Source organism: Sphingomonas albertensis (assembly GCF_014358075.1).
Classification (GTDB): Bacteria; Pseudomonadota; Alphaproteobacteria; order Sphingomonadales; family Sphingomonadaceae; genus Sphingomonas; species Sphingomonas albertensis.
The window spans coordinates 36,487-57,775 of record NZ_JACONT010000019.1 but is presented as its reverse complement, the minus strand read 5'-3'; the positions used below and the strand labels follow the sequence as shown (position 1 = coordinate 57,775).

At 65.8% G+C, this 21,289-nt stretch carries 14 protein-coding genes and 1 tRNA gene; 10 read left to right on the top strand and 5 right to left on the bottom strand.

The window, feature by feature from the left end; translation table 11 throughout:
* Position 1: 1 nt before the first annotated feature.
* Positions 2 to 646 carry a glutathione S-transferase gene (locus H8S47_RS10250; RefSeq protein ID WP_187503770.1) on the bottom strand — a complete coding sequence of 215 codons (645 nt, stop codon included), beginning with the start codon at positions 644 to 646 and terminating at the stop codon, positions 2 to 4.
* Between the two features lie 615 nt (positions 647 to 1,261).
* Here H8S47_RS10250 and H8S47_RS10245 point away from each other — a divergent pair.
* Positions 1,262 to 2,269, top strand: a complete 1,008-nt coding sequence (locus H8S47_RS10245; RefSeq protein WP_187503769.1) for a sugar kinase — start codon at positions 1,262 to 1,264, stop codon at positions 2,267 to 2,269.
* A gap of 36 nt (positions 2,270 to 2,305) precedes the next feature.
* On the opposite strand, the gene H8S47_RS10240 is transcribed toward H8S47_RS10245, so the two are convergent.
* Both H8S47_RS10240 and H8S47_RS10235 read right to left on the bottom strand, forming a co-directional pair.
* Complete coding sequence (locus tag H8S47_RS10240; protein WP_187503768.1) at positions 2,306 to 3,595, bottom strand: N-succinylarginine dihydrolase; 1,290 nt, start codon at positions 3,593 to 3,595, stop codon at positions 2,306 to 2,308.
* A gap of 105 nt (positions 3,596 to 3,700) precedes the next feature.
* Positions 3,701 to 3,777 (bottom strand) — tRNA-Pro (locus H8S47_RS10235).
* A gap of 108 nt (positions 3,778 to 3,885) precedes the next feature.
* On the opposite strand from H8S47_RS10235, the gene lepA reads away from it, so the two are divergent.
* The 8 genes from lepA (at position 3,886) to H8S47_RS10200 (ending at position 14,908) form a co-directional block, all read left to right on the top strand.
* Positions 3,886 to 5,706 (top strand): translation elongation factor 4, encoded by a 1,821-nt coding sequence (lepA, locus tag H8S47_RS10230; RefSeq protein WP_187503767.1) that lies wholly within the window; start codon positions 3,886 to 3,888, stop codon positions 5,704 to 5,706.
* A 154-nt stretch (positions 5,707 to 5,860) separates the two neighbouring features.
* The gene (locus H8S47_RS19225; RefSeq protein WP_368077271.1) at positions 5,861 to 6,049 is read left to right on the top strand and encodes an antitoxin PaaA2 family protein; all 189 of its coding nucleotides are present in this window, start codon (positions 5,861 to 5,863) and stop codon (positions 6,047 to 6,049) included.
* Positions 6,007 to 6,318, top strand: coding sequence for a type II toxin-antitoxin system RelE/ParE family toxin (locus H8S47_RS10225; RefSeq protein ID WP_328805490.1), 312 nt, complete (start codon positions 6,007 to 6,009; stop codon positions 6,316 to 6,318). The genes H8S47_RS19225 and H8S47_RS10225 overlap by 43 nt, the downstream gene beginning before the upstream one ends.
* A 213-nt stretch (positions 6,319 to 6,531) precedes the next feature.
* Positions 6,532 to 8,814, top strand: coding sequence for a TonB-dependent receptor (locus H8S47_RS10220; RefSeq protein ID WP_398457699.1), 2,283 nt, complete (start codon positions 6,532 to 6,534; stop codon positions 8,812 to 8,814).
* 309 nt (positions 8,815 to 9,123) lie between these two features.
* Complete coding sequence (locus H8S47_RS10215; RefSeq protein ID WP_187503765.1) at positions 9,124 to 12,492, top strand: polysaccharide deacetylase family protein; 3,369 nt, start codon at positions 9,124 to 9,126, stop codon at positions 12,490 to 12,492.
* A 426-nt stretch (positions 12,493 to 12,918) separates the two neighbouring features.
* Positions 12,919 to 13,629: a molybdate ABC transporter substrate-binding protein gene (gene modA / locus H8S47_RS10210; RefSeq protein ID WP_187503790.1), complete on the top strand. Its 711-nt coding sequence runs from the start codon at positions 12,919 to 12,921 to the stop codon at positions 13,627 to 13,629.
* Positions 13,630 to 14,319, top strand: coding sequence for a molybdate ABC transporter permease subunit (modB, locus tag H8S47_RS10205; RefSeq protein ID WP_187503764.1), 690 nt, complete (start codon positions 13,630 to 13,632; stop codon positions 14,317 to 14,319).
* A complete protein-coding gene (locus H8S47_RS10200; RefSeq protein WP_187503763.1) occupies positions 14,309 to 14,908 on the top strand; it encodes an ATP-binding cassette domain-containing protein in 600 nt (199 codons plus the stop codon). The genes modB and H8S47_RS10200 overlap by 11 nt, the downstream gene beginning before the upstream one ends.
* 61 nt (positions 14,909 to 14,969) lie before the next feature.
* Here H8S47_RS10200 and H8S47_RS10195 read toward each other — a convergent pair whose 3' ends face one another.
* Both H8S47_RS10195 and htpG read right to left on the bottom strand, forming a co-directional pair.
* Complete coding sequence (locus H8S47_RS10195) at positions 14,970 to 17,201, bottom strand: glycoside hydrolase family 3 N-terminal domain-containing protein (RefSeq protein ID WP_187503762.1); 2,232 nt, start codon at positions 17,199 to 17,201, stop codon at positions 14,970 to 14,972.
* A 79-nt stretch (positions 17,202 to 17,280) separates the two neighbouring features.
* Positions 17,281 to 19,206, bottom strand: coding sequence for a molecular chaperone HtpG (gene htpG, locus H8S47_RS10190; RefSeq protein ID WP_187503761.1), 1,926 nt, complete (start codon positions 19,204 to 19,206; stop codon positions 17,281 to 17,283).
* Between the two features lie 369 nt (positions 19,207 to 19,575).
* On the opposite strand from htpG, the gene H8S47_RS10185 reads away from it, so the two are divergent.
* Positions 19,576 to 21,204, top strand: coding sequence for a flavin monoamine oxidase family protein (locus H8S47_RS10185; protein WP_187503760.1), 1,629 nt, complete (start codon positions 19,576 to 19,578; stop codon positions 21,202 to 21,204).
* The last annotated feature ends 85 nt before the right edge of the window (positions 21,205 to 21,289 follow it).

Sequence of the window (21,289 nt, the reverse complement as noted above, 5' to 3'; positions counted from 1 at the left end):
CTTACTCCGTGTCGGTCGCCGGAAACAGGATCGGGGGATCGTCCGGCTGCCAGGGCACCGGGCGTATCATGATCCGGGCAAACAGCGCGGATGCCAGATGCATCGCCAGCCAGGCGTGGAGGCGTTCGAACGGCAGCCCGTCGAAATAGGTCCGGTCGGTTTGCGCAAACTGTCGTACGAACGGCATGATCGCGAGATCGGTCATCGACTGCCGACCGGCGCGCGGATGCTCCCCCAGACTGCCGGTATCGCGCAACCGCTCGTCCAGCGCACCCAGCAAGACCGTCGCGGCGTCGCGGTGCTCGACCGGATCGACGCCGTGGCAATCGGCATATTTGTACCGGTCGAGATGGTGTTTGAAGGCGCCGTCATTGGTCGCGATCAGCGCCGCGTCGGCATCGGTCGGCCACCCGTCGTCCGTGTCCGCTCCGGCCCAGCGCATGATATCGAGGCTCTCGTCGATCACCGAGCCGTCCGGCATCACCAGCACCGGCACCGTCCCCTTGGGCGAAACCTGGAGCATCGCCGCCGGCTTGGCGCGCAGGACGATCTCGCGCAATTCGACCGATCGGCCGTTCGCTACGATCGCAAGCCGCGCCCGCATCGCATAAGGGCAGCGACGGAAGCTGTAAAGGATGGGTGCCATGCGCCGGCCTATAGCGAAACGCCGCGTTCGGGTCGCGTCGCTCGGGAATATCGAACTACCGGCCAATATCGGACCAACCGAGCCGCTGGCGTGATGGGTGGTGCTTTTCTCAGGGCGATCACCTGCTAGCTTGTGATCAGCGATGCGCGGCTCGACAGTTGCAGCATCCTCGGCGCCCCGCCCGGATACGAGAGTGTCGCACGGACGGGCGGGGTGCCTCGTTAACACCAAATTTACCTTGGACAGTGCAGACCGGCCGCAGAGGCATCGCCACAGTAACGCGTACCTTTAGCGCCCCGCCGGTTTCAGTCACACGGACAAGCGGGGCGCTTTTCCCTCATCGCGCGCCCACGAATTTACGCGAATCCTTCACATGACCCCGCCCCGCGCATTAGCGCCCTTTCAGTCGTACGCAGCGACGAACTACGTCCATGGTTGTATCATTGGGGCGGCGATGGCGGCTGACACCGCAAAATCGTCATGGGCACGGAAGGTCGCGGCCTTGGGCGGACGATAGAGGGGCTTTCGCAAGCGTATCCGTCGTGGCACGCCCCTCAATCCCCGCCCTGGGCGGCCCCTTTCCCCATGCCGGGGAGGATCAGATGAAGGGACGATATGGCTAAGTTTCTGGCGTTCGGCGAAATCATGCTGCGGCTGTCGCCACCGGGGCGCGAGTTGCTGTTGCAGACGCCGAGGCTCGACGTGTGGGTCGCCGGCGCCGAGGCGAACGTCGTCACGCAGCTTGCCCGGCTCGGTCACGACGTCGGCATGGCAACGATGGTGCCTGACAATGATCTCGGTCGCGCGGCGATCACGACATTGCGGGGACACGGCGTCGACATGGCAGCGACCTCGCTCGGCGGGGAACGGATGGGACTGTACTTCGTCACGTCGGGCGCCGGTTTGCGTGCGACGGAAGTCATCTACGACCGCGCCTGGTCTTCGTTCGCCGAGGCGCCGGTCGACGCGTGGGACTGGGATACGCTGCTCGCCGGCGTCGACCGCTTCCATCTCTCGGGCATCACGCCAGCGCTCGGTCCGGTCCCGGCGGATAGCGCGCTCGCTGCCGTCCGCGCCGCCACGGACCGCGGTATCCCGGTGTCGTTCGACGGCAATTGGCGCGGCAAATTGTGGGAGCGGTGGGATTCGGACCCACAGGCGATTCTCACACAAATCGTCGCGCACGCCGATCTGATGTTCGGCAACCACCGCGACATCGCGCTGCTGCTCGGCCGCGACTTTTCGGGGGATGCGGAGGATCGGCGGCGCGAGGCGGCCGAGGCGGCGTTCGCGGCGTTTCCGCGGTTGCAGACGATCGCCTCGACCGCGCGGCACGTCGAGCATGTCGATCTCCACCGGCTGTCCGCGCGGATCGATACGCGCGCGACGCATGTCCAGACCGACGAGGTCGTGCTCGCCGGGATCGTCGACCGGATCGGCGGCGGTGACGCGTTCGCGGCGGGCGTGCTCCACGGGCTGCGCTCGGGCAAGGACCTCGGCGACGTCGCGCGCATCGGCCTGGCGCTCGCCGCCCTCAAGCACTCGCTGCCCGGCGATGCGAGCCTGTTCCGCCAAGCCGATATCGATGCGTATCTGGCAGGCGGGCTCGACGTCCGCCGCTGACGGCCGGACGCGAAGCGCGCTGCGCATCCGTTCGGGTCAGATCTCGCCCGGACTGAAACCCAGCGCCGCGACCAGCGCCGCGCGCGCTGTGGTGCAACGCTCCCACAGCCGCGGATCGCCGAGATCGTCGGGCGCGATCGCCTCGGGCCATGTGCGCGCGATCACCGCCTCGATCCGCGCGCAGGCTGCCTCGTCGAGCAGGAAGCGGGGATCGATCGCGGCGAGCGCCTCGGGGCCGACTTGCACCCGCAGTCTCAGGCAGGCGGGACCTCCGCCGTTACGCATCGATTCGCGGACGTCGACGACCTCCAGCCGCCGGATCGGACCGCCGCTCGCGACGAGGTCGCCGAGCCACGTCCAGACCGCATCATTATCGCGGGCTTCGGCGGGCAGGATAAGTGCCATGTCACCGTCCGGTAGCGTCACCAGCTGCGAATTGAACAGGTATGTGCGGATCGCGGTGTCCAGGTCGACCCGGTCCGCGGGGACTTCGATCACGACGGCGTCGGGCAGGAGCGTGCGCAACGCCGAGCGGAGTGCGGCGGGATCGGCGAAGGCGTGCTCGTGCGCGAACAGGACATGGCCGTTGGCGACCGCGACCACGTCGTTGTGGAACGCGCCGGCTGCGATCGCCGCGTCGCTCTGGCGTACCGTGAGCGTGCGCGCGGGATCGAGGCCGTGGCGACGCGCGACGGCTTCGCTGGCGGCCCGGCGCTGGCGTGAGGGGAAGCCGCCTGCATTGCCCTCGCCATAGACGAACATCTCGACCGCGCCGTGCCCGGCCGGCGAGGCGAGGCGCATGAAGTTCGCCGCCCCTTCGTCGCCGAAGGCCGCCGGGACGGGGGGATGGACGCGGAAGAAGCGCGGATCGGCGAAGGCGAGGCGCAGCTGGCGTTCGGTCTGCGCGGCTTCGCTCGCGCGGTGCGGCATCGTCGACAGGTTCGCGGTCGAGATGTGGCACAGGCCGTCCGCGGTATCGCTTCCCGGCGACACCGTGCCGGCGTTCGCGGTCCACATCGCCGAGGCGGACATCGCGTTGGCGACGAGCGCGCGGTCCGCGGCCCATGCCGAGGCGAGGACTTCGGCATCTGCACCGACGAACCCCAGCGTCCTGAGCCAGTCGATATTGGGGCGGACATGCGGGAGAAAAACGCCTTGGCGCAGCCCGAGCGCCATCGCCCGGCGCATCTTGGCAATGCCCTGGAGTGCGGCAAGACGCGGTGCGGAAACGTTGCCGGCGTTGTTCGCCGAAGCGAGATTGCCGATCGAAAGGCCCGCATAATTGTGCGTCGGCCCGATAATCCCGTCGAAATTGACCTCGATCACCGAATCGCTCCTATCCCTGATGACCAGCCGCCGTCACGCCGTGTAAAACAGCTTGCATGACGTTCGATATCGGGGATAGGGCGTCCGCCCCAGGAAAATCGGCAATGGTCGGGGCGATAGGATTCGAACCTACGACCCCTGGACCCCGAGACCAGTGCGCTACCAGACTGCGCCACGCCCCGACAACATTGCCGGTGAGCGCCCTAGCCGCGACTGCGAGTCCGGGCAAGACAAATATCTGCTGCGTCCGCGATCTATCGCGGGCGGGGCGGCACTGCTAGGAGCGCGGCATGACTCCGCTCGACCGCATCCGCAATTTCTCCATCATCGCCCATATCGACCATGGCAAGTCGACGCTCGCCGACCGGCTGATCCAGGAAACTGGCGGCCTGACCGCGCGCGAAATGTCCGAGCAGGTGCTCGACAACATGGAAATTGAGAAGGAACGCGGGATCACGATCAAGGCGCAGACCGTGCGCCTCGCCTATCACGCGAAGGACGGCCTCGATTACGTCCTCAACCTGATGGATACGCCGGGTCACGTCGACTTCGCCTATGAAGTCAGCCGCAGCCTCGCCGCATGCGAAGGCGCGCTGCTGGTGGTCGATGCGGCGCAGGGCGTCGAGGCTCAAACCTTGGCGAACGTGTACCAGTCGATCGAGCACGACCACGAGATCGTTCCGGTCATCAACAAGATCGATCTTCCCGCCGCCGAGCCCGAAAAGGTGCGCAAGGAGATCGAGGACGTGATCGGAATCGACGCGTCCGAGGCGGTGCTCGCGTCGGCGAAGTCGGGGATCGGCATCGTCGAGATCCTCGAGGCGATCGTCACCAAGATCCCGCCGCCCAGCGGCGACCCGGAGGCGCCGCTGAAGGCGATGCTGGTCGACAGCTGGTACGACCCGTATCTCGGCGTCGTCATCCTGGTGCGCGTGATCGACGGCGTCCTGAAGAAGGGCCAGCAGATCAAGTTCATGCAGACCGGCACGATGCATCTGGTCGACCGGGTCGGCTGTTTCCGGCCGAAGATCGAGCAGCTGACCGAGCTCGGCACCGGCGAGATGGGCTTCATCACCGCGCAGATCAAAGAGGTCGCGCAGACCCGCGTCGGCGATACCATCACCGACGCGAAGCGCCCTGCATTGGAGGCCCTCGCGGGCTTCAAGGAAGTCCAGCCGGTCGTGTTCTGCGGGATGTTCCCGGTCGACGCCGCCGAGTTCGAGAAGCTGCGCGAGAGCATCTCGAAGTTGCGGTTGAACGATGCGAGCTTCTCGTTCGAGATGGAGACGTCGGCGGCGCTGGGCTTCGGCTTCCGCTGTGGGTTCCTGGGGTTGCTGCATCTGGAGATCATCCAGGAGCGGCTGACGCGCGAATATGATCTGGACCTGATCACCACCGCGCCTTCCGTCGTGTATGAGATCGAGCTGACCCACCCCGATCCGTCCGGCACGACGCATATCGAGCTGCACAACCCCGCCGATATGCCCGAGCCGAACAAGATCGCGACGATCAGCGAACCGTGGATCGAGGCGACGATCTACGTCCCCGACGAGTATCTCGGCAGCGTCCTCAAGCTCTGCCAGGACCGCCGCGGCATCCAGAAGAACCTCACCTATGTGGGCGGTCGCGCCCAGGCGACCTACGAACTCCCGCTCAACGAGGTCGTGTTCGATTTCTACGACCGCCTGAAATCGATGTCGAAGGGCTATGCCAGCTTCGATTATCACCAGATCGGCTACCGCGAGGGCGACCTCGTTAAGATGGGCATCCTGGTCAACGAGGAGGCGGTCGACGCGCTCAGCATGATCGTCCACCGCGGGACCGCCGAAGTCCGCGGTCGCGGCATGGTCGAGCGGCTTAAGGAACTGATCCCGCGTCACCTGTTCAAGATCCCGATCCAGGCGGCGATCGGCGGCAAGGTGATCGCGCGCGAGACGATCAGCGCGATGCGCAAGGACGTGACCGCGAAATGCTATGGCGGCGATGCGAGCCGCAAGAAGAAGCTTCTGGAGAAACAGAAGAAGGGCAAGCTGAAGATGCGCGAATATGGCTCGGTCAGCATCCCGCAGGAGGCGTTTATTGCCGCGCTCAGGATGGGCGACGACGCGTAGGCGCCCGAGGCTAAGCGCGTAGCAGCTTAGCCGAGGCTAGCGCCAAGCCGGACGGCGACCGACCGAGCTTGTACTCGGTCGTGTCGTCCGACGACGCGGCTTTGCCGCGACGCGACTCCGTTGCATTCGGTAGCCATAGGCGTAGGCTCGTCTAATGGCGCAAGTCTCACCAAAACCTCTCGAGTCCGATTCCTCGATCTCAGCGGAAGTCTATGATCGCTGGCTGCGCGAAAAGGTTGCGCGGTCGTTGGCTGATCCTCGTCCGTCGATTGCGCACGCAGATGCCGTTGCCGCGATAAGATTGGTTTTGGGCTCTGCCGGTCGATCAGGCGGAGATCGCTGAAGCTTATCTGGCGCCCTGAAGCGATTGAGGATGCCTCCACGATTCTAGGTTACGTCGCCGATCGAAATATGGGCGCAGCACTGCGCCTTGCTACGTTGATCGAGGCATGCGCGCAGCGTCTCGTCGATCATCCGTTCATGTACCGGCCGGGCAGGGCCGACGGCACGCGCGAGGCTGTCATCCATCCCAACTATCTTCTGATCTATCGCATCGTCTTGGACACGGTCGAGATCGTCAACGTCGTGCATGCGCGTCGGGATTACCCGTAACCTCCGCCACCAACTGTCATCATACCAACACAATCCCCGCCTAACCGCCGGCTCGGGGAGTGAGCGTCGCGAGGCGTCGTCGGGCCGTCCGGGAAGGACGGTCGATGGTGCGTAGCGGCGTTTCGTATTGGGATGTGCGGCCGGTCGTCAGGGACGGCGGCGCACGATTGGGGAATAAAAACTTTGAAGATTTCGGTCGTTAAGTCGGCGCTGATGCTCGGCGTCGCGTTGGGTCCCGTGCTGTGTGGTTCGGCGGCGTTCGCGCAGGACGCTGCGCCCGTCCAGACGCAGGCTGCTCCCGAGGAAGGTCTCGGCGACATCGTCGTCACCGCCGAGCGTCGTTCGGAAAACCTCCAGAAGGTGCCGCTGTCGGTCGGCGTCGCGTCGGGCGATGCGCTGCGCACCTACACCTCGGGCGGCGACGACACGTTGCTCGCGCTGTCGGGTCGTGTCCCCGGTCTCTACGTCGAATCGACGACCGGCCGCATCTTCCCGCGCTTCTACATCCGCGGGCTCGGCAACATCGATTTCTACCTCGGCGCATCGCAGCCGGTCACGATCATCCAGGACGACGTGATCCTCGAGCATGTCGTGCTGAAGTCGAACCCGGTCTATGACGTCCGTCAGGTCGAAGTGCTGCGCGGTCCGCAGGGCTCGCTGTTCGGGCGCAACACCACCGCCGGCATCATCAAGTTCGACACGATCAAGCCGAGCAACGATTTCGAGAGCCGCGCTTCCGCCTCGGTCGGCTCGTATAACAGCGTCAACCTGGACGCCGGCGTCGGCGGCCCGCTGATCAAGGACCTGTTGTCGATCCGCCTCTCGACGCTGATCCAGCACCGCGAGAATTACGTCGACAACCGGTTCGCGGGCGTCAGCGCCGATAACACCGCGACGCCGCGCAAGGACGCGATGGGCGGCTTCGACGATCGCAACGTCCGCGTCCAGCTTGCGCTGACCCCCGGCGAGCGCTTCACGCTGGACCTGTCGGGCCATGCGCGCTGGTATGACGGCACCTCGACGCTGTTCCACCGCGGTGCGCTCAAGAAGGGTTCGAACGACGTGTCGGCCGAGCCGCGCAACGTCGTCTCGTACGACGAAGCGAACGACAACCCGCAGAGCTACAATACCTATGGCGGCTCGGTCCGTGCGACCTACGACTTCGGCCCCGCCGCGCTGACCTCGATCACCGCGTACGAGACGACGTCGGGCTTCAGCCGCGGCGATACCGATGGCGGTGCGGCCGCGAACTTCCCGGTCGGGGGTCAGCCGAACGGCTTCGGCCAGTCGCAGGGCCAAATCCGCGATCTCGATCAATGGTCGCAGGAAGTCCGGCTTGCAGGCACCCCCGGCGGTCGTTTCAACTGGCAGGTCGGCGGCCTGTATTTCGACACGCGCGACATCACCGACTTCTACCAGCGCGGGTTCTTCCTGACGGGCACGGCACGCAACCCCAACAACTGGGTCCGGCTGCACAACGTCAACACGTCTTGGGCCGGCTTCGGGCAGGTCAGCTATGAACTGGTCGACAAGCTGACGCTGACCGTCGGCGGTCGCATCACCGAGGACAAGAAGCGTACGCAGCTTCTCAAGACCGCGGACACGGCGGCAGGCGTCGTCACGTATCGCGGTCGGACCGACGTCACGCTGAAGGCGACCAAGCCGAGCTGGGATGCGAGCCTGTTGTACCAGGCGAGCCCCGATGTCAGCCTCTACACGCGCGTCGCCGAAGGCTTCCGCGGGCCGACGATCCAGGGCCGGTCGGCGGTGTTCAATTCGGACTTCACGACTGCCAAGTCGGAGACGATCCTGTCGTGGGAAGGTGGCGTGAAGAGCCGCCTGCTGAACAATACGCTGAGCCTGAACGCGACGGTCTTCGCCTACCGCGTTAAGGACATCCAACTCAACGGCAACGACGTGAACGGCAATGGCGTGTTGTTCAACGCCGACAAGGCCGACGCGTACGGCATGGAGGCCGAGGCGAACTGGAAGCCGGTGCCGAACCTGACGCTCGGCGCGGGGCTGAGCCTGTTGCACAGCAAGATCCGCGACAAGAACGTCTACGCGCAGGTCTGCATCCTGAACGGCGTCGTGGTCTGCACGGTCGAGGATCCGACGATCAAGGTGGGCGCCAACACGTTCGCGCAGATCGATGGCAACCCGCTGCCGAACGCGCCGGAGTATAACGTCGACCTCACCGCGCGGTACGACCAGCCGCTCGGCAATGGCGGTCGCGCGTTCATCGCGGGCGACTTCAACATCCAGGGCTATACGCAGTTCGTGCTGTACAAGACCAAGGAGTTCACCGCGAATGGCAACTTCGAGGGTGGCCTGAAGATCGGCTACGCGGCGCCGGACGATGCGTATGAGTTCGCGGTATTCGCGCGCAACATCACGGGTGAGAAGAACCTCAAGGGCGTGATCGAGAACTACATGGCGGCGGTGTTCAACGAACCGCGGATCATCGGCGTATCGCTCAGCGGCAAGTTCCGCTGATTGGGTAGGGTGTCATCGATCCTCCCCCGCAAGGGGGAGGTGGCTGGCACTTGCCAGACGGAGGGGGAGGTAAGCGGCAACCGCTGCTCCGTGTCCTCCCCCTCCGTCACCTTCGGCGACACCTCCCCCTTGCGGGGGAGGATCGCTTCGAGCCAATATTCGACCTGCCCGGTTCGACTAGCTGCCGTACGGTCCAGCCTATTCCTAACGCCAGCGTGACGCATTTGTCAGAAGCGTCCGCGTATCACGCGCTGTAGCGGCCTGAAATAGCAATTTGCCGTTTTCCTTCCGCCGGTTGATACTCTTCCCATGTCGCTCAATCCCGTCTTCTACGATGCAAGCGGCCGCCGGCGTCGGCGGTTCACCTTTGGCGTCGCGGCGTTCATCGCCCTGCTGCTGCTGTCGATCGCGGTGTTCGCGGTGTCGATCGGCGCGGTGCCGACCGCGCCGCTGCTGCCGATCGAGCCCGAGCACCCCGCGCTCCACAAGCTGCCCGCACCGCGTGGCGGGATCCTCCGCGAGACCCGGCGCGACATCAACTACTACGCCCGGCAATTGTTCGGGACGAGCGCGGCCAAGCCCGGGGTCGGTAACGGCGCCAACCCGTCGCTCGCCATCGCCTTCCACGTGCCGTGGGACGAGGCGAGCACGGCCAGCCTCGCGCGGCACGTCGAGCAGCTCGACTGGCTGATCCCCGGATGGGTCTCGATTACCGGCAAGGATCACAAGATCACCGTGTTCCGCGATCAGGCCGGGCGCGATATCCTCAACAAGGCGGTGCATCGCCCGGTGATCCTGCCGATGGTGCAGAACGCGGTCGAAGGAAATTGGGACGGCGCCGGCAGCGCAGCGCTGTTCGCCGATCCGAAGGCACGCGCGGCGTTCCTCGACAAGCTCGTACCGTTCCTCAGCGCGAACCATGCCGGCGGCGTGTTCTATGATTTCGAAGACCTTCCCGCGTCGGCGCAGTCCGACTACCGCGCGTTCCTCGCCGAGACCCGCGCCCGCTTCGCGCCGCGCGGCTGGGTGGTTGCGATCGCAGCGCCGGTCGCCAACCCCGACTGGAGCCTGCCCGCCTACGCCAAGGTGACCGACAAGATCTTCCTAATGGCCTATGACGAGCACGAGACGAGCGGCGCGCCGGGCCCGATCGCCTCGCAACGCTGGTTCGCCCGCATGGTCGCCGATGCGGCGCGCGGCATCCCGCCGTCGAAGCTGGTCGTGGCGATCGGCTCCTACGCTTACGACTGGCATGCCGGGGCCGAGAGCGGCAACGGCGACGCGCTCGACGTCGAGGAAGCTTGGCAGAACGCCGCGGACTCCGGCACGGTGCCGACCTTCGACAAGGCTAGCGGCAACAGCAGCTTCGCCTATTCCGAGGGCGGCGTGCAGCATCAGGTCTGGCTGCTCGATGCGGCGTCGGCCTACAACCAGATCGCTTTCCTGCAAAAGGCAGGACTGGGCAGTGTCGCGCTATGGCGTCTCGGCTCCGAGGATCCGGGACTCTGGTCGATCTGGGGGCGCGATCATCGGAAACTGCCGGTGCCCGATTCGATCGACGCCATGCCGGCGGGCACCAATGTCGATATCGAGGGCAATGGCGAAATCCTGAAGATCGCCGCCGAGCCCATCACCGGCATTCGCGATGCGGTGCCGGCCAAGGACGGGACGATCGCCGACGTCAACTTCACCCGGATGCCGTCGCCTTACGTGGTCGAGCGGACCGGTTATCGCCCGAAACAGCTCGCGCTGACCTTCGACGATGGTCCCGATCCCGAATGGACGCCGCAGATCCTCGACATCCTCAAGCACGAGCATGCGCCGGCGACGTTCTTCGTGATCGGCGAGAATGCGCTGACGCAGCGGTCGCTGCTCGAACGGATGGTCGCCGAGGGGCATGAGATCGGCAGCCACACCTATACGCATCCCAACCTCGCCAACGTGTCGACGCGGCAGGTGAAGTACGAACTCAACGCGACGCAGCGCTTGTTCCAGGCGTTCACCGGACGCTCGCTGCGGCTGTTCCGCGCACCCTATTTCGGCGATGCCGAGCCGAGCACCGCGGACGAAATCCTGCCCGCGCTCGAGGCGCAGCAGCGCGGCTATATCTCGGTCGGCCTCCACGTCGATCCCGACGACTGGAAGCGGCCGGGCGTGCAGGCGATCATCGACCGGACGATCGCCGGCGTCGAAGCGGGCAATCCGGAGCGCAGCGGCAACATCATCCTGCTCCACGACGCCGGCGGCAACCGCGCCGAGACCGTCGCCGCGCTGCCGATCATCATCGGGCGGTTGCGCGCGATGGGCTACAGCTTCGTGCCCGTCTCGACGCTCGCAGGCCTGTCGCGCGATGCGGCGATGCCGGTGATCTCGTCGAGCGACCGCGTCGCCGCCGTCGCCGATCTGGCGCTATTCAGCACGCTCGGCGGGATCGTCGTCGCGCTCCGCTGGATCTTCGGCATCGCGATCACGATCGGCATCTTGCGCGCCTTGGCTCTCTCCGCGCTCGCGCTGATCCAGGCGCGACGCGAGTTGAAGACCGTGTTCCCGGCGATCGATCCGTCGCGGTTCGTCACCGTGATGATCCCGGCGTTCAACGAGGAGCGTGTGATCGTTCGCGCGGTGCAGGGCGTGCTCGCCTCCGCCGACGTCGCGATCGAGGTGATCGTGATCGACGACGGCTCCAGCGACGGCACCAGCCGCGTCGTTTCCGAAGCATTCTCGGGCGACGACCGCGTCCGGTTGCTGACACTGGAGAATGGCGGCAAGGCACGCGCGCTCAACCGCGGGCTCGAACTCGCGCGCGGCGAGATCGTGATCGCGCTCGATGCGGATACGCAGTTCGAGCCGATGACCATCGCGCGCCTCGCCCGGTGGTTCGACGACCCGAAGCTCGGCGCGGTCGCCGGCAATGCCAAGGTTGGCAACCGCGTCAATCTGATCACCAAGTGGCAGGCGCTGGAATACATCACCGCGCAGAATCTCGAACGGCGTGCGCTCGCCCGGTTGAACGCGATGACCGTGGTGCCGGGTGCGGTGGGTGCATGGCGGCTGGAGGCGATCCGCAGCGTCGGCGGCTATCCCGACGATACGCTCGCCGAGGACCAGGACCTGACGATCGCGATCCAGCGACACGGCTGGGCTGTGAAATACGACCAGTTCGCGATCGCCTGGACCGAGGCGCCCGAGACGATGCGCGCGCTCGCCAAACAGCGGTTCCGCTGGGCGTTCGGGACACTGCAATGCCTGTACAAGCATCGCTCGGCGATTGGCAGCTCGCATCCGCGCGGGCTCGGCTGGGTCGGCTTGCCGCAGGCGATCGTGTTCCAGATCGTGCTCGCGTCGATCTCGCCGATCATCGATCTCGCGCTGCTGGTCAGCTTCGCCTCGACCTATCTTTCGGTGCAGGCGCATGGTTGGGAGCAGACCAGCCACGACGTCTATACGATGCTTGCCTATTGGCTGATTTTCACGGCGATCGACCTACTCGCCGCGACTATCGCGTTCGCGCTGGAGCGGAAGGAGCGCTGGCGGCTGCTCTGGCTGCTGATCCCGCAGCGGATCGGCTATCGCCAGGTAATGTATTACGTCGTGTTGAAGGCGATCGCGCAGGCGTTGCGCGGGCCGCTGGTCGGCTGGGGCAAGCTGGCGCGGACGGGACGCGTGACGGCGAACTAGGCCGGATCGACGTTCAACTTGGCTCGCAAGATTTGACCAATTTTCCGTCTCCCCGGACTGGTTCCGGGGTCCACGGTTCCGCAAACCAAATTCTATCGATTTTGCGGCACGGTGAATGCCGGAACCAGTCCGGCATGACGAAGAAACGAACTGATTGGACGGGGCAAACTGAATGTCCACGGGCCCTGTGGGGAAGGGCCATGCTAAGACGCTGTCGGTGGCCTCGGCGTACGCGTAGCGCGCGTCGCCCGTTGCAGCGTCGTTACGTGCACGACGGAACGAGTTCGAGGGCAGGATCGTACGTCCGTTTCGCGGTAGCGCGGGGCGATCGCCACGCCCTATAGCGGTGGTGACGGGTTCGAGGAGTCCACACAGGTGAAATATTCGCTGCGGCTGGTTCTAGCCGCTTCGCTGATCGGTGCGCCGATGACGGCGCAGGCGCAGCGGCGCGCGCCGCTCGTGCTGGCGGCGGCCTCGTTGCAAGGGTCGCTGACCGCTGCGGCCGATGCTTGGGCCAAACAGGGCCATGGGAAGCCGACGATCTCGTTCGCCGCATCGTCGGCACTGGCGCGACAGGTCGAGGCCGGCGCGCCTGCCGACCTGTTCGTGTCGGCCGACGAGGACTGGATGAACGCACTGGCGAAGAAGAACCTGATCGTTGCCTCGACGCGCGTGACGTTCCTCGGCAACCGGCTCGTCGTCGCGGCGCCGGCGGGCAGCACGGTCCGCATCCCGGTCCGCCCGCCCGCCGCGCTCGTCCGCGTGCTGACCGCCGGGCCGCTCGCGATGGCGGATACCGCGGTGCCGGCGGGCAAATACGGGCAGGCGTCGCTGGAGAAGCTCGGCGTCTGGGCACAGGTTTCGCCGAAAGTGGTCCGCGCGGAGAACGTTCGCGCGACGCTGGCGTTGATCGAGCGCGGCGCGGCGCCGCTCGGGATCGTCTACGCAACCGATGCAAAAGCGTCCGCCAAGGTCCGGATCGCAGGCGTTTTTCCCGAAAACACGCACCCGGCGATCACCTATCCGATCGCGCGGCTGAAGACGTCGACCAACCCCGAGGCCGAGGCGTTCCGGCGCTTCCTAGTCTCACGCGCGGGCAAGGCGATCTTCGTGCGCTACGGATTCTCCGCGCGCTAGATGCTCGATGCGGCCGAATGGGAGATCGTCGCGCTGTCGCTGAAGGTCGGCGGGGTGGCGATGCTGGTGACCCTGCCGGTCGCTTTCGCGCTGGCCTGGCTGCTCGCGCGCGTCCGGTTTCCCGGCAAAGTGATCGTCGATGCGGCGATCCATCTGCCGCTGGTGGTGCCGCCGGTGGTGACCGGATGGTTGTTGCTGCTCGCCTTCGGGCCGAACGGCCCGGTCGGCGGCTGGTTGCAGGACTGGTTCGGGATCACCGTCTTGTTCCGCTGGACCGGCGCGGCGATCGCGGCGGGGGTGATGGCGTTGCCGCTGATGGTGCGGGCGATGCGGATCTCGATCGAGGCGGTCGACCGGCGGCTGGAGAACGCCGCGCGGACGTTGGGGGCGGGGCCGTGGCGCGTATTCTGGACGCTGACGCTGCCGCTCAGCATTCCCGGCGTGCTGGCGGGCGCGGTGCTCGGCTTCGCGCGATCGATTGGCGAGTTCGGCGCGACGATCACGTTCGTATCCAACGTGCCGGGTGAGACGCAGACCTTGCCGCTGGCGATCTACTCGGCCTTGCAACAGCCGGGGGCGGACGCGCTGGTCTGGCGATTGTCGTGCGTCTCCGTTGGCTTGTCGCTAATCGCTCTGATCGCGTCGGAACTGCTCACGCGGCGCGCGGGACGGGGGCTGCATGTCCTTTGAGATCGCTATCGAGAAGCAGCTTGGCGATGCACTGGTATCGCTGACGCTCGATGCGGGCGAGGGCGCGACCGTGCTGTTCGGTCCATCGGGGGTGGGCAAGTCGAGCGTGCTGAACATGGTCGCCGGGCTGCTCCGACCGGATCGCGGGCGGATCGCGATCGACGGCGAGACGCTGTTCGGCGACGGGATCGACGTTCCTCCCGAACGCCGTCGCGCGGGCTATGTGTTCCAGGAGGCGCGGCTGTTTCCGCACATGCGCGTCCGCGCGAACCTGCTCTACGCCGTTCGCGGCGAGGCGGAACGGTTCGAGGAGATTATCGGCTTTCTTGGCATCGGCCATCTGCTCGATCGCTGGCCCCGTACGCTGTCGGGCGGCGAAGCGCAGCGGGTAGCGATCGGCCGTGCACTGCTCAGCCGGCCGCGCTTCCTGCTGCTCGACGAGCCATTGTCGTCGCTCGATCGCGCCCGCCGCGAAGAGATCATGCTGGCGATCGAGCATGTCCGCGACGTCATGCGCCTGCCGATCCTGATGGTCACGCACGACCCCGAGGAGGCCGAGCGGATCGGAAACCGGGTCGTGCGGATGTAGCGGTGTTCGCTCGCGAAGACGGGACCCGGACTGGCTTCCCGCCTTCGCGGCAGAACAGGCGTCACACCAGTTCGAAGCTTTGTTTCTCGCCATCGATCGAACTGGTCGCGACCCAGAGATCGAACATCCCCGGCTCTACGACCCAATCGCCGTCGCCCCAAAAGCGGAGGTCTTCGCGCTTCAGGGTCAACGTCACGCGCTTCGATGCGCCGGGCGCCAGCGAGACGCGCGCGAAGCCCTTGAGTTCGCGAACCGGGCGGGTCCGGCTGGCGACGCGGTCGTGAATGTAGAGTTGGACCACTTCGTCGCCGGCTCGCGCACCGGTGTTGGTGACGGTGGCGGTGAGGGAGAGCGTGTCGGTCATCCGCGCCGGCACGACGACGTTGGAAACCGCGAAACTGGTATAGCTCAGGCCGTGACCGAACGGGTAAAGCGCCTCGTTCTTGGTCTCGCGGTAGCGCGACTTGTATTCCTGGCTGCCGGTATCCGGTGCCGGGCGGCCGGTGTTCTTGTGGTTGTAGAAATAGGGTTCCTGGCCGCTTTCGTTGGGGAAACTGGCGGACAGCTTGGCGGACGGATTGACGTCGCCGAACAGGACGTCGGCGATCGCGTTGCCGCTTTCGGACCCGAGGAACCACGTTGCGACGATCGCGGGTGCATTCTTGACGGCGCCGTGGAGCGCCAGCGCACGGCCGTGGCGGAGCAGGACGACGATCGGTTTGCCCGTCGCCGCGACGGCTTCGGCGAGCGCCATCTGCGGGGCGGGGATGGTGATCTCGCTGCGGGACTGCGCCTCGCCCGACATGAGTTGCGATTCACCGACCGCGAGCAGGACGATGTCCGCGCTTTGCGCAGCGGCGACGGCGGCGGCGATCCCGCCGGGCAGGGGGGCTTCGATCTCCGACCCCGGCGCCGTCGTGACGGTCAGCCCACGCGCACGCAGCCCTTGCGCGATCGAGACGTTGAGCTTCTCGTCGGCCATGAACGCCCAGGTGCCGACGACGTTCTTGCGGTCCTCGGCGAACGGACCGATCAGCGCGATCCGGCCGGGGTTCTTCTTCAAAGGCAGCAGGTTGCCGTCGTTCTTCAGCAACACGATCGAACGCGCACCGGCCTCGCGGCTGAGCTTCAGCATCGCGGGTGTCGAGACGCTGGTGCGTTCCGCCTTCTGGCTGATCGAGCGATAGGGGTTGTCGAACAGCCCGATCGCGTCCTTCAGATGCAGCACGCGGCGGACGCCTTCATCCAGTCGCGCGAGCGGGACCTCGCCCTTCTCTACGAGGTCGGGCAGCCACAGATTGAACAAGTTCGACTGCATGGCCATGTCCATGCCCGCCATGAACGCCTTCTTCGCGGCGTCGCGACCGTCCTTGGCATAGCCATGCGCGATCAGTTCCTCGTCCGCGGTATAGTCGCCCACGACCATCCCGCGGAACCGCCATTCGCCGCGCAGGAGATCGGTCATCAGCCAGTGATTTCCGCTGGAAGGAACGCCGTCGATGTCGTTGAACGCGCTCATCAACGTCGCGACCCCTGCGTCGACCGCGGCCTTGAACGGCGCGAGATGGACTTCGTGCAGCGTGGCGGGTGAAATCTCGGTGAAATTGTAATCCTGCCCGCCCAAGACTGCGCCATAGGCCGCGAAATGCTTGGCGCACGCGGCCATGCGCGTCGGATCGCGCAGGTCGTCGCCCTGGAAACCGCGGACGCGCGCTTTCGCCAGCTGAATGCCGAGATACGGATCTTCCCCCGACCCTTCCGCGACGCGGCCCCAGCGCTGGTCGCGCGCGACGTCGACCATCGGCGCGAAGGTCCAGTGGATACCGAGCGCGGTGGTTTCCAACGCCGCGGCGCGCGCGGTGCGCATCGCGAGGTCGGGATCGAACGCGCAGGCTTCGGCGATCGGCAGCGGGTATGCCGTGCGCAGGCCGTGGATGACGTCACCCGCGAAGATCAGCGGGATCTTTAGCCGGGTGGCCATCGCCGCATCCTGCGCGGCCTTGGCGCCTGCGTAGCCGACGCCGTTGAACAGCATGCCGATCTGCCCAGTCTTGATCCGCGCGATCTGCTCGGCCGCACCGCCGGTCGCGAGGCCGGGATTGAACGGCACGCCGATCGGCCGGATCTGATCGGAGAAGCAGCTGAGCTGGCCGGCTTTCTCGGCCGGTGTCATCTTCGCGATCAGGCTTTCGATCCGGTCGTTCTGCGCGAACGCCGCGGTCACGCCGAGCGACAGGCCTGCGATGGCCGCGCCACCGGTCAGCATCTGGCGGCGATCTAGAATGGGCGACATATCCTGCTCCTGAGTCTTTGGAGCGGACTAGTCGCTGGACCACGGTTCCGCAAATCCGCGAAACCGTGGTCCAGGACGCTTACCCCAGCGCGCGGGTGAACAGGCGCGAGAGGCGGGCGGAGAAGGCGCGGGCGTCGAGCGGGCGCTCGCCGTCGGCGATCTGCGCTTCGTCGAACAGCAGGTGCGCGGCGTCCTCGCGCAGTGCCGTCTCGTCCTCGCCGAGCGCGGCGAGCTTGGCGATCAGGGCCGAGCGCGGGTTGATTTCCAGCACCGGCTTGGCGGCGGGCATGGCCTGGCCGCTCATGGCGAGGATGCGTTCGAGCTGGCGGTCCATGCCGCTATCCGCCGCGACCAGGCAGACCGCGCTGTCGGTGAGGCGTTCGGACGCGCGCACGTCGGATACGGCGTTGGCGAGCGTGGTCTTCACGAACGCGATGAAGTCCGCGACTTCGGGGGTGGTGTCGGCCGTCGCCGCTTCGGCACCGTCGACCAGCGGGATCAGGCTCAGATCGGCGGCGCCCTGCGTGACCGATTTGAACGGCTTGCCATCGGAATCGATGCCCGCCGTCACCCAGAACCCGTCGACCGAGTCCGGCAGCAGCAGCACCTCGATCCCGCGAGCGCGGAACCCTTCGAGCTGCGGCGAGGCTTCGAGGCGGTCGAGATCGGTGCCGACCGCATAGTAGATCGCCGTCTGGTTGTCCTTCATAGCCGCGACATAGTCCGCGACCGAGCGCCAGGCGCCGCCCGAGGTCGTGGTCTTGAAGCGCGCGAGCTTGAGCAGCGCGTCGCGCCGTTCGAAATCCTCGTACAATCCTTCCTTCAAGACCGCGCCGAAATTCTCCCAGATCTTGGCGTACGCATCGGCATCGCGCGTCGCGAGCTTGTCGAGTTCGGCCAGCACGCGGCCGGTCACGCCCTTGCGGATCGCGGCGAGCATCGGGCTCTCCTGGATCATCTCGCGCGAGACGTTCAGCGGCAGGTCGGACGAATCGACCAACCCGCGCATGAAGCGGAGATAGCGCGGCAGGACTTCGGCGTCGTCGGTGATGAAGACCCGCTTCACGTACAGCTTCATGCGGCCGTTGCGGTCGGGATCGAACAGGTCGAACGGCTTGGCGCCCGGGACATAGGCGAGCACCGAATATTCGTGCAGTCCCTCCGCGCGGTAGTGGAGCGTCAGTGCTGGCTCGTCGAACTGGCCGGAGACGCTGCGGTAGAAATCGGCATAGTCCTCGGTGCTGATCTCGGACTTGGGCTTGGTCCACAGCGCGGCGCCGTCGGCGATGTCGACCGGCTCGGCATCGGGCTTTTCGCGCAAGGTGATGGGGACGGGGACGTGGCCCGACTGGTCCTTAATCAGCCGCTCGACCGTGAAGCGGTCGGTAAACGACGTCGCGTCCTCGAGGAGGTGAAGCACGACGCGGGTGCCGCGCGGCGGCGCCTCGGCGGTGTCGACGGGCGCGATCGTGTAGGTACCGAGGCCGTCCGACGACCAGACCGACGCTGTGTCTGCCCCGGCACGTCGCGAGATCACATCCACCTTCTCAGCGACCATGAATGCGGAATAGAAACCGACACCGAACTGGCCGATCAACTGCGCACCCTCCGAGCCGGACGAGGCGGCGATGCGGTCCATGAACGCCTTGGTGCCCGACCGCGCGATCGTGCCGAGTGCTTCGCCCATGTCGTCGGCGGTCATGCCGATGCCATTGTCCTCGATCGTCAGCGTTTTGGCGTCGGGATCGAGCGTTATGGCGATCTGCGTGCGGGTTTCGTTCCCGAGCAGTTCGGGGGCGCTCAGCGCCTCGTAGCGCAGCTTTTCGCAGGCATCGGCCGCATTCGAGATCAACTCGCGCAGGAACACGGTCTTATCCGAATAGACCGAGTGCACCATCATGTGCAGCAGCCGCGCGACGTCCGCCTCGAACGCGTGGGTTGCGGGCGCGGACGTTTCGGTGACGGGAGCGGCGTGTTCGGCGGCGGGGGTGGTTTCGGTGGTCATAAGATGCGGCAGGTCTCTTGCTGAAACGACTGCCGCGAGAGTTGGCTGGAGGTCAGTTCAAATTCAAGGGCCGGGCTTTCCTGCAAGCGCGGAGGCGGAACGGCACGACGCGGTTCAGCCACTGTCAACGAAGATTTCATTTGCGTTACAGCGCGAAGCAATGTTCAATCCGAATCAGCCAGTCAAAAGATGCAACGTGTCGAGATGACGCGCGGAAAGGAACTATCCGTTCTTTTCTGCACCTTATCCTGCGTCCATCGTGACTGACTAGGGGATGATGATCCTGCGAGGCCGCTGACCGGTTCGACCCGGCGGTGTTTCTGACGTTCGGCAAACCTTTGGGGAGGTTTGCCGCATTCGGGGGCCTCGATGATTACACGCGATACAGCAATTACGCGCCGGACTATTCTTGGAAGACTTGGCCTGATCGGCGGGCTGGGTGCCACGCTCGGCGCCATGCAGGCGTTGGGACTGACGGGGGGATTGATCGGAACGTCGTATGCCGAAGCGCTTGCGACACTCACGCCGACACTCGGTAAGGGCGTCCATGTCGTCGTGCTGGGCGCGGGGATCGCCGGACTGACCGCCGCCTACGAACTCGAACAGGCAGGGTTTCAGGTAACCGTGCTGGAAGCGCGCGACCGGGTCGGCGGACGTGCCTGGACGGTGCGCGACGGCGACAAGATCGAGATGATAGGCGAGGCGACACAGACCGCCAAATTCTCCGACGGCATCTATTTCAACGCCGGGCCGGCGCGGATCCCGAGTTTCCACCAGGGACTGATCGGCTACGCCAAGAAGTTCGACGTGCCGCTGGAGGTCGAGGTCAATTCGAGCCGCTCGGCCTATGTGATGGGCGAGAACGGCAGCAAGATCCGGATGCGTACCGCGATCAACGACATGCGCGGACATATCGCCGAGCTGTTGGCCAAGGCGCTCAACCAGGGTGCGCTCGACCAGGCGGTGACCGCCGCGGACAAGCAGAAACTGATGCCGTTCCTGAAAGCATATGGCGATCTCGGCACCGACTATAGTTTCGCCGGCACCGAGCGATCGGGGTTCGGGACCGCGCCGGGGGCGGGCGTCACCTTCTCGTCGGCGGGCAGCGCGGTGGCGCTCGACCAGTTGCTCGCCAACGAACGGCTGCCGATGACGCTGTTCGAAGACAATCTCTACATGCAGGCGACGATGTTCGAGCCAGTTGGCGGGATGGACCGGATCCATGCGGGATTCGATCGCAACCTGCGCCGTCCTGCGATCCGCGGTGCCGAGGTGACGAAGATCCGCCACACCCCGCGCGGCGTCGAGGTGGTGTACCGCGACAAGGCGAGCGAGGTCGTCGATACGGTGAAGGCGGATTACATTATCTGCACGATCCCGTTCCCGGTGCTCGCGACGATCGACACCGATTTTTCGCCCGCGCTGAAGAAGACGATCGCCGGCGTGGTGTACGATCACTCGAACAAGGTGGCGTTCGAGAGCCCGCGGTTCTGGGAACGCGAACAGATCTATGGCGGCATCTCGTTCGTGGGCGGCCCTACCACGCTGATCTGGTACCCCTCGGCCGGGTTGCATTCGGAGCGGGGCATGTTGCTCGGCTGCTATTCCTCGGGCCCGACCGCTGCGGAGTTCGCGAAGCGACCGATCGCCGAGCAGATCGCGTTCGCGCGCGGCGTCGTCGACCGGCTGCATCCCGGGCATGGCGCCGATCTGGTCAATGGGCTCGCGGTCAACTGGCATAAGATCCCGTACAGTCTGGGGCCCTGGCCGGACTGGAATGCGGGCAGCGCGAACGGCCGGCAGGAAGGGCATATCGACACGCCCGAGTTCCGCCTGCTGCAAAAGCCCGATGGGCGCGTCTATTTCGCCTCCGCCGCGCTCAGCCAGACGCCGGGCTGGCAGGAGGGCGGTATCCAGTCCGCGCATGGCCAAGTGATGGCGCTAGCCCAACGCGTGGCGGCACAGGCGAGCACCGAACGTCGAAGCCGCGCGGCATGACCGTCGAAACCAAGTCGCAATCGTTGCTTTGAAGTAACGATACCACAAATTGCGACAATATGGTTTCAGATTGAGGTCGAATCGG